Origin of the sequence: Piscibacillus salipiscarius JCM 13188, from assembly GCF_001311865.1 — a bacterium.
Lineage (GTDB): Bacteria > Bacillota > Bacilli > Bacillales > Alkalibacillaceae > Piscibacillus > Piscibacillus salipiscarius.
On the sequence record NZ_BBCD01000032.1, the window covers coordinates 17,881 to 31,157 of the forward strand.

Below are 13,277 nucleotides of genomic sequence, written 5' to 3' on the forward strand. Positions count from 1 at the left end.
TTGGGACATTTAATGTTCAATTTAGGAATCGAACCTTGTCGAAAATGGGCATTGAGTTTAATTTATGAGACATTCGGGGCCATTTATGAGACATAAGCAATATTCTTTGAGACATTGCCCAAATAAAAAACACCCGATATCATCGAGTGCTATGATAAAACCGTTTTTTAACTATTTTCATCGCTTTGACCAGAACCTGGTCTTTCATCATAAAGCTAAAAACGCTTGTCCTGCTTAATGTTCTTAGGGAGCTGGTCCAATAACACTGGACCTTCCGTCTCGAAGTAGTGATCTTCGTTTTCTAAAACATCCACATCGGCGAAATAGATGTTTTTAATAATTCGCCTCCTTTACCATCGACATAGTACTGGCCGATAAAGTAAAGTTCGGAAACTAAACCACCTGTTTCTTCTTTAACTTCGCGAATAGCTGCTTCTTCAGCTATTTCTCCATCTTCAACCTTACCGCCTGGAAACTCAATTCCGCGGTCACCATGCTTGGTTAAAAGCCACTGGTTTTTATGACGGGCAATCACCCATACATGCTTCGGTTGTTTAGAGAATGCTTCTTTTCCAATTACTAATTTGACTGTGTTGTTATAATAGTCCTTGAATACTTCCACGCAATGGTTCCATTCCTTTGTGTTCGAGAATTATTGGTATTGTACGTTTATTATATACGGTTCGCCGTCTTCATTCAATTTTAGATCGACGATAATTCTATAATTCCCGTAAAGGTCTGATTGGTTTGTTTGAGTAATGCGATAAGTGTTGTGATCTAATGACTCTTTACTAAATTCTTGTTCCTCTTCGAACCATGGTGGTAAATCCATTCCTTTAAGGTAAAGGGCTTGTCCTTTTTCATAATAGATTTCATCAACATAGAAATCTACTACCTTTGAATTTGCCATACCTTTAAAACTAGATTTGTATTCTTCAAGTGACTGATAGTTTACCACTTGATACTGATCATTTGTCTCTTGAATTAAATGATTCATAAATTGGTTTAATACTTGTTTTACCTGTTTATTTGTTAGTTCCTGCTGTTCCTTAGTAATTTTAGCTTGTCCTAAAGCTACTTTTGAAGAAGTCTGATGTGTTGTATAATCATTTGCATGATAAGTATTTGATTCTGCATTTATATCAGATAGTGAATATGGAATAGCTAGTAAAATGAGTGCTGATAATGTGATTAAATATACGACTTTCTTCATGATGCCTCCCACCTTTTCTATTAAATTAACTCTCATAAATGGTATTCCACTTTCGAATACTATATAAACACTATATTTGTTTATAGATGAAAATAGAACCAATGAACTATTAGGGGGAATATTAATGAGACAATTTTTAACATTTTTTTTTTTGTTTTAATCTTTTTGTTTTTAACTGGTTGTAATAGTGACGAACAAAAGATGAAAAAGTTACAGTGAGTAGCATTTTTAATCAAACAATTTCTAATTTGGATGAAGTCGAGAACTACATGATGGATTATTCACTTGTACAAGAAGTTGTGGTGCCTGAGGTAAACGAGCCTATTAAAGTAAAACAGGATGAAACGACATACATAGAATCAGATCCTTTTCAATTTATTACTGACTTAAATTTAAATTCGGAAAAAATCACGCTAGTATATAAAAATGAACAGCTTTATGAGAAGTCTAGTAATGAAAAATTTCAAACGAGCCGTTCACTCGTTTGCCGGATTTAATTAACGAACAACGACATCTACCTGTTCTACTAGAGTTGTTTCAAACCATGGAAGATCAATTTGAGTTAAACGAGAAGGAAAATTCGTATGTTTTAACCATGAGTGGTAAAGGGGAAAACTTTAAGTCATTTGTGAAAAATCAAATCGAAACGGCTACTTTGAATGGATCTGAATTACCTATCAGTCAATCTGATCTAAAAATTAATGAAGTTAACATCGAAATTAAGATTGATGAGGAATCAAAAACGTCCAGTCTATCCACACAAGCTTTACAAGTGATCAAAACAAAACATCCATTGATCAACAAATCTCACGAAACTATTACGACTTTAATAAACAAGCAAAAAGATATCTAATTAATTATACTCACCTGCAGGTCATGAACCTGCAGGTGTTTTTAATCCAGTTTATTTAATTCGTCATAAAAAGGCATTTGTTCAACATGTTGCTTAGCATTCTCATCTCCGAGATCGTGAATCATTTTATAAACCTTTAACAGGCATTGGTCAAACTCATCATTATCCTCGTCACGATGATATTCTTTAAACGGCATATGAGATCTCCAGAATGTTCCCATATCAGCATGCTCCATGTCTTCAAAACACTCACGAAGCTCTATAATCTGCTCTGGTGTTCCGTAGATTATAAATTCATCATTGTTACCTGCTTTTAGCTCAGAAATCTCACGCGACTCAACATTGACATAAAATTTACGTTTTTCCATCTTATCCACCTCACTATTAATGTGGACAAAACTAATAATCATATACAAAAAAACTCTTAAAGCTTAGTTAGCCTTAAGAGTTTGGGTTACACAGTTATTTCTAACGCCTGTTTTCTCAGCGTGAGCTTCTGCTAGTATGCAGCGTCCTCTTCCGTGTGGAATGCACATTGGCGTTCCAAATAGCGGGTCATATGTCACGTCACAGTTCATATTGAATACATTATAAACAAGATCACACGTGATGATATCTTCAGGTTGACCTGTCTGATATACCTTTTATCTTTAATCGCAACAATATGGTCCGCGTAACGACAAGCTAAATTCAGATCGTGGAGCACCATAACGATCGTGCGATTATCTTTTTCATTTAACTCAAATAATAAATCTAAAATATCGATTTGATGAGTCATATCTAAATAGGTTGTCGGCTCATCTAATAAAATTAACTCCGTATCTTGTGCTAACGTCATCGCAATCCAGGCACGTTGACGCTGTCCACCAGATAGTTCATCAACTGATTGATATTTAAGATCCATTAAGTTTGTATCTTCTAACGCTTTATTCACGGCATCTTCGTCATCTTGTGACCATTTCTTAAAAACACCTTGATATGGGTAACGACCCATTTTAACTAACTGATAAACCGATAATCCTTCTGGAGTCGATGGCCCTTGTGGTAAAATCGCCATTTCTTTTGCAACTTCTTTCGTGTTCATCTTAGCGATTTCATTACCATCTAACACTACCTGCCTGATTTCGGTTGTAGCAATCTTGCCATCGAACGTAGTAATGTAGATTTTCCGCAACCATTACTTCCAATTAAGACCGTCACTTTCCCTTTAGGAATTTCTATATCTAATTCATCAATTATAACCTTTTCTCCGTAACCAAGCGTTAAGCTATTCGCCGTTAGGGTTTCCATATGTCAACGCTCCCTTTATTTCTTACATTCGCGAATCCTTACGTATCTACTCTTACTGTAAATGAAAATCATTATCATTTCAAGATGTAAAGCTTGTATTTTTTAAAATGTATGCGTGAATTCACGAATTGTTCGTTTATTTAAAAGCTTCTCATTGACTGCAACACCTATACCAGGCTTGCTTGGAACACTTACTTTACCATCTTTAACTGTAAAAGGTTTTTCTATAATATCTTCCTCCCAATAACGGGAAGATTCGGATAAATCCCCAGGAAGTGTAAATTGTTCAAGTGAAGCAAGCGCGACATTATGTGCGCGACCGATTCCCGTCTCTAACATGCCTCCGCACCAAAGTGGCATATTTGCTACCTTCGCAAAGCGATGAATTTGTAAGGCTTCTTGATAACCTCCAACACGTCCTAGCTTCACATTAATATGATCGCACGCCTCAAGTTCAATTGCCTGAAACGCATCATGTCCCGATTTTATCGTTTCATCTAAACTAATTGGTGTAATCGTCTGCTTTTTTAATTGATGGTGGTAATAAAAGTCATCGGTTCTAAATGGCTGTTCGATCATTAATAAATTGAGATCGTCTAATTGAGTAAGATATAACATGTCCTCGGGTTCATACTGTCCGTTTCCATCAAACATTAACGGCACATCACCTACAACATTTTGAACGCGCTCGATCGTTTCTTTTTCCTTGCCCTTTTGGACTTTCAGCTTAAACCGTTTATAGCCTTTTTATTATATTCCTCTGCTTGCTTCTCTATGTCATCCATGAGTGACAGCACCACGCCGCTTTCAACCTCATCACGAACTCCGCCAATGACTTCTTTTAAAGATTGGCCCTGTTGCTTGGCAAATAAATCCCATACGGCGGTTTCAATTCCGGCCTTAGCCATTTGGTGGCCTTGAATGGATGAAAATATCGCATTTAGCTCACTCGGGTGTTCGATTCTTTTTATTTAACATAGGCAGTAAAAAGTTTTTTAGCTGATCCCAAGCAGTCGTCGTGGTCTCAGGTGAGTAGAAGGGATCTGAGAAAGCCACACATTCTCCGTAGCCGATTCGTCCGTCTTGATCTTGCGCTTCGATAATTAATGTATCACGTACTACGACAAGACCATTGACTGTCTGAAATGGCGATTTTAGTTTCATTGAGACATGTCTTACTTTGACATGATCAAGTTTAATCATATTACTTTTCACCCTTTATGAATTCGAGTAATTTATGGCGCTGAAGTTTCCTTGATGCATTTCTTGGAAGTTCATCGATAAAATAAACTTGTTTAGGCACTTTGTATTTTGCTAGTTGTTGTGTGGCGTAGTTAATCACGTCTTCTTCCATTAATGATTGATCTTTTTTTAACGATAAACGTAATTGGCACCTCACCCCATCTGTCATCTTGAATGCCTACAACACCTGCGTCCTGGATGTCGTTATGCCCTTTTAATACAGATTCAATTTCAGCTGGATAAACATTTTCGCCACCAGAGATGATTAAATCTTTCCTTCGATCTACAACATAAAGAAATCCATCATCATCTAAGTAACCTAAGTCACCCGTTTTGAACCAACCATTCTGGAAGTCCTCACGATTAGCTTGCTCTCTTTTCCAATAGCCTCTGGTCACGTTCGGCCCTTTCACGACAATTTCGCCAACTGTATTAGCTGGGCACTCGTCCTCGTTTTCGACAACTTTCAATTGCCCAGGAAATAGGGGCTTACCAGAAGAGCCAATTTTCGCCAACATATGATCTTCATCAAGTGTGCAAAACTGTGAAGCTGTCTCCGTCATTCCATAAGTTTGGAAAACAGGAACTTTTCTATTTTGGCATTGTTCAACAAGTGTTTTTGGAGCAGGCCCACCGCCAAGAAGCATGCATCTGAATGTATTAGGATACTGCTCTTGTCCCAAACGATCCATTAGTTGTTCTAGCATAAGTGTCACGACTGATACGATGGTCACGCCGCGCTCCATAATATCACGATGAATTGCTTCAACATCAAATTTTTCATGTAAATGAACGGGCATTCCATAAATTACGCTGCGGTATAAAATCGATAATCCACCAACGTGGAACATCGGCAAGCTTAACAACCAGCGATCATCTTGATGAAGTCCTAAGTTCAATGCAGATGAAGACGCATTCCAATAATGGTTACCATATGTCAACTGAACTCCTTTTGGATTGCCGGTTGTACCAGATGTGTATAAAATATGGGAGACTTCATCTAAGTCTATTTCAGTTTCATAGTCCGTGATTTCCTCTTCCCTAGGCGCACTCATTGTTATTAACTGTAGGTGAGCTTGTTCACTTAAGGTGTTCGCCACTTCTTTATATTTGGAATGATAGATAAGACCTTTGACTTTTCCGTCTTTTAACTGAAACAAAAGCTCTGGTGCTGTTAATCTCGTATTGAGTAAAAATGCCACAGCGCCAATGTAGTGAAACGCATGGATGACAACTGCAAATTCGTAGCAGTTGCTTGAGAGAAGGGCGATATGATCACCTTTATTGAAACCCTGCCGCTTAAGGTAGGCGGCGTAAGATTTGGCATCATGCTGAAGCTGTTTGAATGTATATTTGGAGCCATCGTTTAAGACGATGGCTTCCTTATGGGGTGTTAAGTAAGCTCGTTTATCTAACCAATTAGGCATAACGGTCATATGGATCCCTCTTTGTCTGAAATTAAGTACGGTTCGTATCGGTCGGTTTTCTAGATTTATCAGTCAATTTTCTAGATTTATCAGTCGGTTTTGCGAATTTATCAGTCACTTTTTGGATTTTATCGGTTGGTTTTTTAAATTTATCGGTCGGTTTTTTAAATTTATCGGTCGGTTTTGGATTTTATCAGTCAGTTTATTAATTTTTATCGGCTTCTTTTCGGAAATTAACGGCCAGTTTTTAAATTTTTACGGCCTCTTTTCAGAAATTAACGGCCCTTTTTTCAAATCTTTCGGCCTGTTTTAAAAACTTTTCGGCCTCTTTTGAGTATTTATCGGCCTGTTTGAATTTTACCGGCAAGTTTATCAATCTCACCTACAATTCCCCAAAATCAAAACATAATGAAAAGATCGCGTCTAAAACGCGATCTTTAACATTAAACTTATGGGAAACGTGGGAACTGCTTGAAGTCTGGTTTGCGTTTTTCTTTGAATGCGTCGCGGCCTTCTTTGGCTTCTTCAGTTGTGTAGTAAAGAAGTGTTGCGTCTCCGCCCATTTGCTGTAGTCCAGCAAGTCCGTCTGTGTCCGCGTTGAATGATGCTTTTAAGAAACGTAAAGCAGTTGGTGATTTCTCAAGCATTTCTTCGCACCACTGTAATGTTTCTTCTTCTAGCTTGTCAACTGGAACGACTGTGTTAACGAGGCCCATTTCTCTTGCTTCTTCCGCATTGTACTGGCGGCATAGGTACCAGATTTCGCGCGCTTTCTTATGACCAACGATACGTGCAAGTAATCCTGCACCATAACCAGCGTCAAAACTACCTACTTTTGGTCCAGTTTGACCGAAAATCGCGTTATCTGCCGCAATAGTTAAGTCACATACGACATGAAGAACGTGACCTCCACCAATTGCATAACCTGAAACCATCGCTACAACTGGCTTCGGAATAGTACGGATTAAACGTTGTAAGTCTAAAACGTTTAGGCGAGGGATTTGGTCTGTCCCAACATAACCACCGTGTCCTCTAACTGTTTGGTCTCCACCTGCGCAAAATGCTTCGTCACCTTCACCCGCAAGCACGATAACGCCGATATTTGAATCGTCACGTGCGTCTGCAAAAGCATCGATCATTTCTTGTACGGTTAATGGCGTAAATGCGTTACGCTTCTCTGGACGGTTAATAGTTACTTTCGCTACACCATTGTATTTTTCGTAAATAATTTCTTCGTAATCACGAACTTTTTCCCATTGTACTGCCACAATGAATGCCTCCCTTTTCTATGTAATCGTTTTAATTATAAATAATTCAACACTATTTTACCAAAAAAACTCGAATTTTCTAAGTGTGGTGCATGGCCAACATCTGGAATGACCTCATGAATCGCGTCAGGTAGGGCTTTTACGACTTTTTGGTTGATGTCGAAAAATTTCTCATCAAGCTCACCTGTTATTAGTAGTGTGGGCACCTGAATGTCGTTTAACTTTGGCCACATGTTCGGCTGCATGCCTGTTCCCATCGTTCTTAAGGACATGGTCAAACCTGATGGATTCTGGCTTAATCGTTCTTTGCGAATGCTGGCTTGCTCAGCTTCAGCTAACTTTTCTTGTGATTTAAATAAGGGGATGGTTTCCCAATAATCAACAAATTCTTCGATTCCTTTTGTTTCGATAAAATTCGCAAGTCGGTTGTCTTGTTCTTGTCGGTCCACTCGCGCCTTGCCTTCTAAGCCAGGGGAGGCACTCTCCAGAATCAATTTTTCCACCCGATCTTGAAACATCGATGTGAAAACTAGCGCTGTTCGGCCTCCCATAGAATAACCTAACAAATGAAAGGTCTCGACTTTTAGTTCTGTTAAAACTTCAGCAATATCTTCACAAGCCTGTTCCATACTCGTGACCTTTGCGCGAGTTTGTCCATGGCCTGGTAGATCAATCACAATACATTGATAGTGATCTTTTAATTGATTAGTAGTCTTTAACCATGTATTTGTTGAGCCAGTGAAGCCGTGAAGTAGCACAACTGGCTCCCCTTCACCATGAATGTCCACGTGATACTGATTTTCACTAATCGTGATGATCATGATAAACCATCTCGCTTCAACTGTTCATATACCTTCTGCCACTGCTCTCTGTGCCAGTTTAAATTTTCTTCTCGGTTCGTTTGGACTTCGATAACTTCAAAGTGAATCGGCTGATCTAATAGTTCTTTTAAATGGTTTAAATCATTCGCCATTTCATACGGCACCTCTAGCCCTTGAACCATTGACTGAATTGGCGGGTTGAATGGCGTTCCAAACAATGCTTCAAAGTGCTTATTATCTTTATTTTGCGGTAAAAATGAGAATATGCCGCCTCCGTTATTATTCACAACTATAATTCGAACCGGAAGCTTATACTGTTTAGCAATAAAAAAGTGCCGTATAATCATGTAAGAATGACACATCTCCAATAACTAATGTCACAGGGGTTCCCGTTGCGGCAACGCCCATCGCACTTGAAACCACACCATCAATACCGTTTGCACCACGATTGGACATAACCTGGACTGATTTATAATCATTTAAGAAAAAGGTATCTAAATCACGAATCGGCATGCTGTTACCAACAAACACGACTGACTCTTCTTGGATGGTTTCCGATAATGCTAAAATAGCTGTTCCTTCAGTTAGTTCATCTTGGTTTAACGTGAGAATTTCCGTTGCTGTCTGGTTGTTTTCAAACCAAAAATTAGACCACTTACGATCAATTTCAGGTAAACTTTCAGCTTCGTTTAATTGTTTTAATAGTGAAGCTGGCTCGCTAAACACCATCGTCGTTTCGATACTTGTTGGCTCACGATAACCTTGATTTTCATCCACCACTATATGGACCTCTGGCCTCTGTGCGGTAATCCACTGCATATATGGCTTCGATACAGGCATGGATCCAAAGCGAATGACGAAGTCGACGTCAAGGTTATTTCTGATTTCCTCTTGTTTTAAAATGGCGTCGTAAGTTGAAATCACCCATTCGTTCGTATAAGGATGTTTTCTTAAATTCGATAATACATCAGCTAAAATAGGGACTTCCCACTTTTTCGCTAACTGTAATAAGTGTTCTTTTGCCTCATCAGAATGTAACTCGCCGCAGACAAACACACCTCGGCTTTGCCCTTGTAACAAATCAAGTACCTGACTGGCAGCTGATGCGTCAATTTGTTCCTTACCTGTGATATGGTTCACAAATGACTGCGTGCTAGATCCCCATAAATCCGAAAGCGTTAAATCAGGGACGAGCGGATCTTTAAATGGAAAATTCAATTGAACAGGACCTTTATTAGGGTGATTCGCAATGGAATAAGACCTGCTTGCTTGACGTCTTGCATACCGCTTCATTTGTTCCGTATTTTCCGGTACTGCCATTTCATGAAAATATTTCGTATAAGCACCGTACATTTTAATCTGATCAATCGCTTGTGGTGCCCCATTATCTCTTAGTTCATGAGGCCTATCCGCTGTTAACACTAGTAATGGAACTCGGCTATAGTAAGCTTCAACAATTGCTGGATAATAATTCGCCGCAGCCGTCCCTGATGTACAGACCAGTGCAACAGGCTTTTGAGTTTTCTTAGCCATCCCTAACGCAAAAAAGCTGATGAACGTTCATCAAAATGAACCCATTCTTTAATTGATGGATGTTCAGCAAACGTCATCGCAAGTGGGGTAGATCTAGAGCCTGGAGAAACGACGACATGCTCTAATCCATTCTGATATAATTCATCAATAAAATGACTAACGTAATATGTGCGTTCTCCCATATTCATTGAGAGGTGCCCCCTAAAGCCTCTAACATTGGCGTGAATTTTAACTTTGTTTCTTCATATTCTGCGAGAGGATCTGATTCCTCAACAATGCCGCAACCAGCAAATAATGTCGCCTTATTTTGATTGATAAGGGCGGAACGAATAGCAACGGCCATTTCACCATTATCATCTGCATCTACCCAGCCAACTGGTGCCGCATACCAACCGCGCTCAAATGGTTCATTTTCTTCAATAAACTGCATGGCAACGTGACGAGGCTCCCCGCCTAATGCCGGAGTTGGGTGAAGTTTTTCTATTAAATCAAAAATCGTTTGCGATTCTTTTAACCTTGCCGTAACAGGTGTGTAGAGATGTTGTAACGACCTTAACGGTAAAATAACTGGGCTAGTAGGAATGTCGATTGAATACGTAAGCGGTTCAATCGCTTCTTTGATCATACTCACGACGTATTGGTGTTCGCTGCGATTCTTTTCATCATTTAATAACTGATGAGCTAAAAGTGAATCTTCATCAGGCGTCTCGCCTCGTTTGATTGTTCCAGCTAGACAAGTTGATAGCAGCTCATTGTCATCCGCCTTTACTAGTCGTTCTGGAGTTGCGCTAATAAACGCATCGTCACCTTGATCAAATATATAAATAAAACTATCTGTTTGATGATTAACTAAATTAACTAACACATCGTTAATATTAATAGGCTGTTTAAATTCCGCTTCAAGCTCACGAGCTAACACGACTTTCCCTAACGTACCATTTTAATTGAGCCTACCGCTTTTTCAATAAGCTGACTCCAATTACGATAATCTAACTATTTGTTGATTGTAATTGTTGATTTGAATTTTGTTTTCCGTCATGTGACCGACTTTTATAGGAATACAGTTCCTTGTAAAGTTCATCGACATCAGTATTCTCAGTCAACGTTACATTATAAGTCATATAATAATCATCTTCGTTTACAGTCAGTAACGTCTTAGGGATTATCATTTGCCCTGAATTAAAAGAATCCCACTTCTCTCCATAAATGGTGTCATTAAATGAAAAACCACCCAGCATGACTGGGCCTGTCCCTTTCTCAGCACCGTTAGGAGAATAAATTTGATTTAATAGTTCTTCTCGCTTCTTTTGGATAGCGTCAAAGCGATTTTGGCTTGTTTCGATTGTTTTAAACTGATCAATTCCAACTAAATAAAAGGAATCCTCAGAGTCTTTCCAGAACAATCTAATTAGGTCCTGATTTTGAAAATGCGAAAAGAATTGGATTGGATCTATATAATCGACTTTCTCAACTAACGAAACCATTAGCTGAGAAATACCTAAATCATTCATATGTTCTTTAGCATTATTAAGTTGTTCAAGTATAGTAAGTGGCTTTGTTTGTAACATGGCATACGCCTCCAATAAAAACATACATGTGTCAAAAACACTCTTTCATTATTGTATGACTTTTTTCCTCATGAGACAAGGTATAAGCAGTGTGAGCGTTCTTAAGAAACCTTTATTGACATGATTACTTCGTTTCACTAAACTATGTTTAGGTTAATTGTACTAGTATAGAAAGGGATGACAATCGTGTCAAATCAAACAACTAAAGAAGCGCTCGGGGAGAAGTCCGGCTTTCAAATATGGTGGAGAATGCTACGCCCTCATACGTTAACAGCATCTTTTATACCTGTTTTTGTAGGGACGGTAATTGCGAGTATTGATTCATCGATTCATATTGGACTATTTTTAGCTATGTTGATCGCGTCCATGCTTATTCAAGCGGCTACGAACATGTTTAATGAATATTATGATTTTGTGAAGGGACTCGATACTGAGGATTCAGTTGGTATTGGAGGAACTATTGTCCGTGACGGCATTTCTCCTCAAACAGTTAGGAATTTAGCATTCACCTTTTACGGGATTGCCATATTATTAGGATTTTATATATGTTTATTAACGACATTTTGGATTGCCGTAATAGGATTAATATCGATGTTATTCGGTTATTTATATACTGGAGGCCCTTATCCAATTGCCTATTCTCCATTTGGGGAACTTTTCGCAGGATTTTTTATGGGGACTGTTATTATTGGGATCAGTTATTATATTCAGCTTGAATCGCTATCAAGTGAACCACTTTTACTATCGATACCAATTGCGATCTTAATCGGCGCGATTTTACTGTCAAACAACATTCGTGACCTTGAAGGCGATGAAGAAAATGGAAGAAAAACGTTAGCCATTTTAGTCGGCCGTCATAACGCGATTAATGTACTCGCTGCCTTTTTCATTTCGGCTTATGCGATTACCATTTATTTATTATTTTAGGTATTATGCCTGTGTGGGGATTACTCACGTTGTTAAGTGCTAAGAAAGCTTTTAATGCCATTAGCGTTTTCAAAAACAACAACACTCCACTCGAAATGATGCCAGCTATGAAATTTACAGCTCAAACCAATACGATTTTTGGCTTTTTATTTGGAATTGCCTTTTTGCTAAATCATTTGTACGCGATTCAAACGTTATAAAGAATAATTTAACGGTCCATAAAACATGATAAAAGGAGAGGGAACCATGAAGCATATGCAATTGGAGAATACACTTTTTGAGGCCTTGGGAATTGAAATTGTTAAGTACGAGAAAGACGAAATTATTCTAAAAATGCCGGTCACACCTAAAGTTCATCAGCCATTAGGCTTTTTGCATGGCGGGGCATCCGTCGCTTTAGCAGAGTCCGCAGCTAGTATGGGTGGATTTTTGCATATTGACCCTGAAAAGCAAAGCGTCTTTGGCATCGAAATTAATGCTAACCATGTGAAAAGCAAACGAGACGGATATGTGCAAGCCAAAGCGACGCCAAAACATGTTGGACGAACAACAATGGTTTGGGAAATTAATATCGTTGATGAAAACGAGAAGCTTATTTCAATTTCACGATGTACTTTAGGAGTTGTCGACCTGAAATCATGAGGTGATTTTATGGATCAACAATTAATGAAAGAGTTAAAACAGGAATTATTAAACGAAAAGAAACGTGTTCAAGAGGAACTTGATTCATTTGAAACAAATGAGTCGTTTATTGAAGATAGTGTAGGCGAACTCAATTCAGCTGACCAGCAGCACCCAGCTGATACTGGTACGGAGATGTTTGAGCGTGAAAAAGATATGGCCTTACATCGCCGGGCTGAAGAAGAGTTAAGCGAAATTAACCATGCTTTAGAAAAAATGGAAGAAGGAACTTATGGAATTTGCGAGAAAACAGGCAAACCAATTCCAGAAGAACGTTTAAAAGCTATGCCAACAGCTCGATATGTGATTGAAGCTACCGACCAACCTGAATAAGGTTGGTTTTTTATTTCTCTGGGTGTGATGCAAGATTATTACGCTTTACGGGGAAGACAGTTCGTATTTGGGGGAATTCTGTTCGTATTCTCGGGCCAACTGTTCGCGTGCTGGGGAGATC

15 protein-coding genes and 5 pseudogenes are annotated in these 13,277 nt (G+C 38.7%); 5 read left to right on the forward strand and 15 right to left on the reverse strand.

Annotation, left to right across the window (positions count from 1 at the left end):
• Positions 1–139: 139 nt before the first annotated feature.
• Positions 140–622: pseudogene (ytkD, locus tag JCM13188_RS15920) on the reverse strand (RNA deprotection pyrophosphohydrolase).
• A gap of 30 nt (positions 623–652) precedes the next feature.
• Positions 653–1,213, reverse strand: coding sequence for a hypothetical protein (locus tag JCM13188_RS15925; RefSeq protein WP_054754902.1), 561 nt, complete (start codon positions 1,211–1,213; stop codon positions 653–655).
• A 215-nt stretch (positions 1,214–1,428) separates the two neighbouring features.
• On the opposite strand from JCM13188_RS15925, the gene JCM13188_RS15930 reads away from it, so the two are divergent.
• Together JCM13188_RS15930 and JCM13188_RS15935 are read left to right on the forward strand one after the other, a co-directional pair.
• Positions 1,429–1,710: a hypothetical protein gene (locus tag JCM13188_RS15930; RefSeq protein ID WP_054754903.1), complete on the forward strand. Its 282-nt coding sequence runs from the start codon at positions 1,429–1,431 to the stop codon at positions 1,708–1,710.
• Positions 1,698–2,066 (forward strand): DUF6612 family protein, encoded by a 369-nt coding sequence (locus JCM13188_RS15935; protein ID WP_054754904.1) that lies wholly within the window; start codon positions 1,698–1,700, stop codon positions 2,064–2,066. The genes JCM13188_RS15930 and JCM13188_RS15935 overlap by 13 nt, the downstream gene beginning before the upstream one ends.
• A gap of 41 nt (positions 2,067–2,107) precedes the next feature.
• On the opposite strand, the gene JCM13188_RS15940 is transcribed toward JCM13188_RS15935, so the two are convergent.
• The 13 genes and pseudogenes from JCM13188_RS15940 to JCM13188_RS15980 form a co-directional block, all read right to left on the reverse strand.
• Positions 2,108–2,434, reverse strand: coding sequence for a hypothetical protein (locus JCM13188_RS15940; protein WP_054754905.1), 327 nt, complete (start codon positions 2,432–2,434; stop codon positions 2,108–2,110).
• 63 nt (positions 2,435–2,497) lie between these two features.
• Positions 2,498–3,356, reverse strand: a pseudogene (locus JCM13188_RS15945) (ABC transporter ATP-binding protein).
• A 102-nt stretch (positions 3,357–3,458) separates the two neighbouring features.
• On the reverse strand, positions 3,459–4,082 hold the full coding sequence (locus JCM13188_RS19775) for an enolase C-terminal domain-like protein (RefSeq protein WP_369405102.1): 624 nt from the start codon (positions 4,080–4,082) through the stop codon (positions 3,459–3,461).
• The gene (locus tag JCM13188_RS19780; RefSeq protein ID WP_279401993.1) at positions 4,079–4,264 is read right to left on the reverse strand and encodes a hypothetical protein; all 186 of its coding nucleotides are present in this window, start codon (positions 4,262–4,264) and stop codon (positions 4,079–4,081) included. The genes JCM13188_RS19775 and JCM13188_RS19780 overlap by 4 nt, the downstream gene beginning before the upstream one ends.
• A gap of 37 nt (positions 4,265–4,301) precedes the next feature.
• The gene (locus tag JCM13188_RS19785) at positions 4,302–4,559 is read right to left on the reverse strand and encodes an enolase-like domain-containing protein (protein WP_279401994.1); all 258 of its coding nucleotides are present in this window, start codon (positions 4,557–4,559) and stop codon (positions 4,302–4,304) included.
• Position 4,560: 1 nt separating this feature from the next.
• Positions 4,561–6,034 (reverse strand): annotated as a pseudogene (locus JCM13188_RS15955) (o-succinylbenzoate--CoA ligase).
• Between the two features lie 440 nt (positions 6,035–6,474).
• Complete coding sequence (menB, locus tag JCM13188_RS15960) at positions 6,475–7,293, reverse strand: 1,4-dihydroxy-2-naphthoyl-CoA synthase (RefSeq protein WP_054754906.1); 819 nt, start codon at positions 7,291–7,293, stop codon at positions 6,475–6,477.
• Between the two features lie 35 nt (positions 7,294–7,328).
• Positions 7,329–8,114 carry a 2-succinyl-6-hydroxy-2,4-cyclohexadiene-1-carboxylate synthase gene (gene menH / locus JCM13188_RS15965; protein ID WP_054754907.1) on the reverse strand — a complete coding sequence of 262 codons (786 nt, stop codon included), beginning with the start codon at positions 8,112–8,114 and terminating at the stop codon, positions 7,329–7,331.
• Entirely contained in the window at positions 8,111–8,461 is a 351-nt protein-coding gene (locus JCM13188_RS19790) for a thiamine pyrophosphate-dependent enzyme (protein ID WP_279401995.1), read from the reverse strand. The genes menH and JCM13188_RS19790 overlap by 4 nt, the downstream gene beginning before the upstream one ends.
• On the reverse strand, positions 8,433–9,647 hold the full coding sequence (gene menD, locus JCM13188_RS15970; RefSeq protein WP_279401996.1) for a 2-succinyl-5-enolpyruvyl-6-hydroxy-3-cyclohexene-1-carboxylic-acid synthase: 1,215 nt from the start codon (positions 9,645–9,647) through the stop codon (positions 8,433–8,435). The genes JCM13188_RS19790 and menD overlap by 29 nt, the downstream gene beginning before the upstream one ends.
• Before the next feature lie 2 nt (positions 9,648–9,649).
• On the reverse strand, positions 9,650–9,835 hold the full coding sequence (locus tag JCM13188_RS19795; protein ID WP_279401997.1) for a hypothetical protein: 186 nt from the start codon (positions 9,833–9,835) through the stop codon (positions 9,650–9,652).
• Positions 9,832–10,572, reverse strand: a pseudogene (locus tag JCM13188_RS15975) (isochorismate synthase); the annotation flags it as partial. The pseudogene JCM13188_RS15975 and the gene JCM13188_RS19795, both read right to left, overlap by 4 nt.
• Positions 10,573–10,636: 64 nt before the next feature.
• Complete coding sequence (locus tag JCM13188_RS15980; protein WP_054754909.1) at positions 10,637–11,215, reverse strand: hypothetical protein; 579 nt, start codon at positions 11,213–11,215, stop codon at positions 10,637–10,639.
• 177 nt (positions 11,216–11,392) lie between these two features.
• Between JCM13188_RS15980 and JCM13188_RS15985 the strand changes: the two are divergent.
• The 3 genes and pseudogenes from JCM13188_RS15985 (at position 11,393) to JCM13188_RS15995 (ending at position 13,156) form a co-directional block, all read left to right on the forward strand.
• Positions 11,393–12,342, forward strand: a pseudogene (locus JCM13188_RS15985) (1,4-dihydroxy-2-naphthoate polyprenyltransferase).
• Positions 12,343–12,397: 55 nt separating this feature from the next.
• Positions 12,398–12,784, forward strand: coding sequence for a hotdog fold thioesterase (locus JCM13188_RS15990; RefSeq protein WP_054754911.1), 387 nt, complete (start codon positions 12,398–12,400; stop codon positions 12,782–12,784).
• A gap of 9 nt (positions 12,785–12,793) precedes the next feature.
• Positions 12,794–13,156, forward strand: coding sequence for a TraR/DksA C4-type zinc finger protein (locus JCM13188_RS15995; RefSeq protein ID WP_054754910.1), 363 nt, complete (start codon positions 12,794–12,796; stop codon positions 13,154–13,156).
• The last annotated feature ends 121 nt before the right edge of the window (positions 13,157–13,277 follow it).

Bases quoted from the DNA above. Each gene is read 5' to 3' on its own strand.
- JCM13188_RS15925 (WP_054754902.1), bottom strand. From the start codon at position 1,213: ATGAAGAAAGTCGTATATTTAATCACATTATCAGCACTCATTTTACTA.
- JCM13188_RS15940 (WP_054754905.1), bottom strand. From the start codon at position 2,434: ATGGAAAAACGTAAATTTTATGTCAATGTTGAGTCGCGTGAGATTTCT.
- JCM13188_RS19780 (WP_279401993.1), bottom strand. From the start codon at position 4,264: ATGGCTAAGGCCGGAATTGAAACCGCCGTATGGGATTTATTTGCCAAG.
- JCM13188_RS19785 (WP_279401994.1), bottom strand. From the start codon at position 4,559: ATGATTAAACTTGATCATGTCAAAGTAAGACATGTCTCAATGAAACTA.
- menH (WP_054754907.1), bottom strand. From the start codon at position 8,114: ATGATCATCACGATTAGTGAAAATCAGTATCACGTGGACATTCATGGT.
- JCM13188_RS19790 (WP_279401995.1), bottom strand. From the start codon at position 8,461: ATGATTATACGGCACTTTTTTATTGCTAAACAGTATAAGCTTCCGGTT.
- menD (WP_279401996.1), bottom strand. From the start codon at position 9,647: ATGGCTAAGAAAACTCAAAAGCCTGTTGCACTGGTCTGTACATCAGGG.
- JCM13188_RS19795 (WP_279401997.1), bottom strand. From the start codon at position 9,835: ATGAATATGGGAGAACGCACATATTACGTTAGTCATTTTATTGATGAA.
- JCM13188_RS15980 (WP_054754909.1), bottom strand. From the start codon at position 11,215: ATGTTACAAACAAAGCCACTTACTATACTTGAACAACTTAATAATGCT.
- JCM13188_RS15990 (WP_054754911.1), top strand. From the start codon at position 12,398: ATGCAATTGGAGAATACACTTTTTGAGGCCTTGGGAATTGAAATTGTT.
- JCM13188_RS15995 (WP_054754910.1), top strand. From the start codon at position 12,794: ATGGATCAACAATTAATGAAAGAGTTAAAACAGGAATTATTAAACGAA.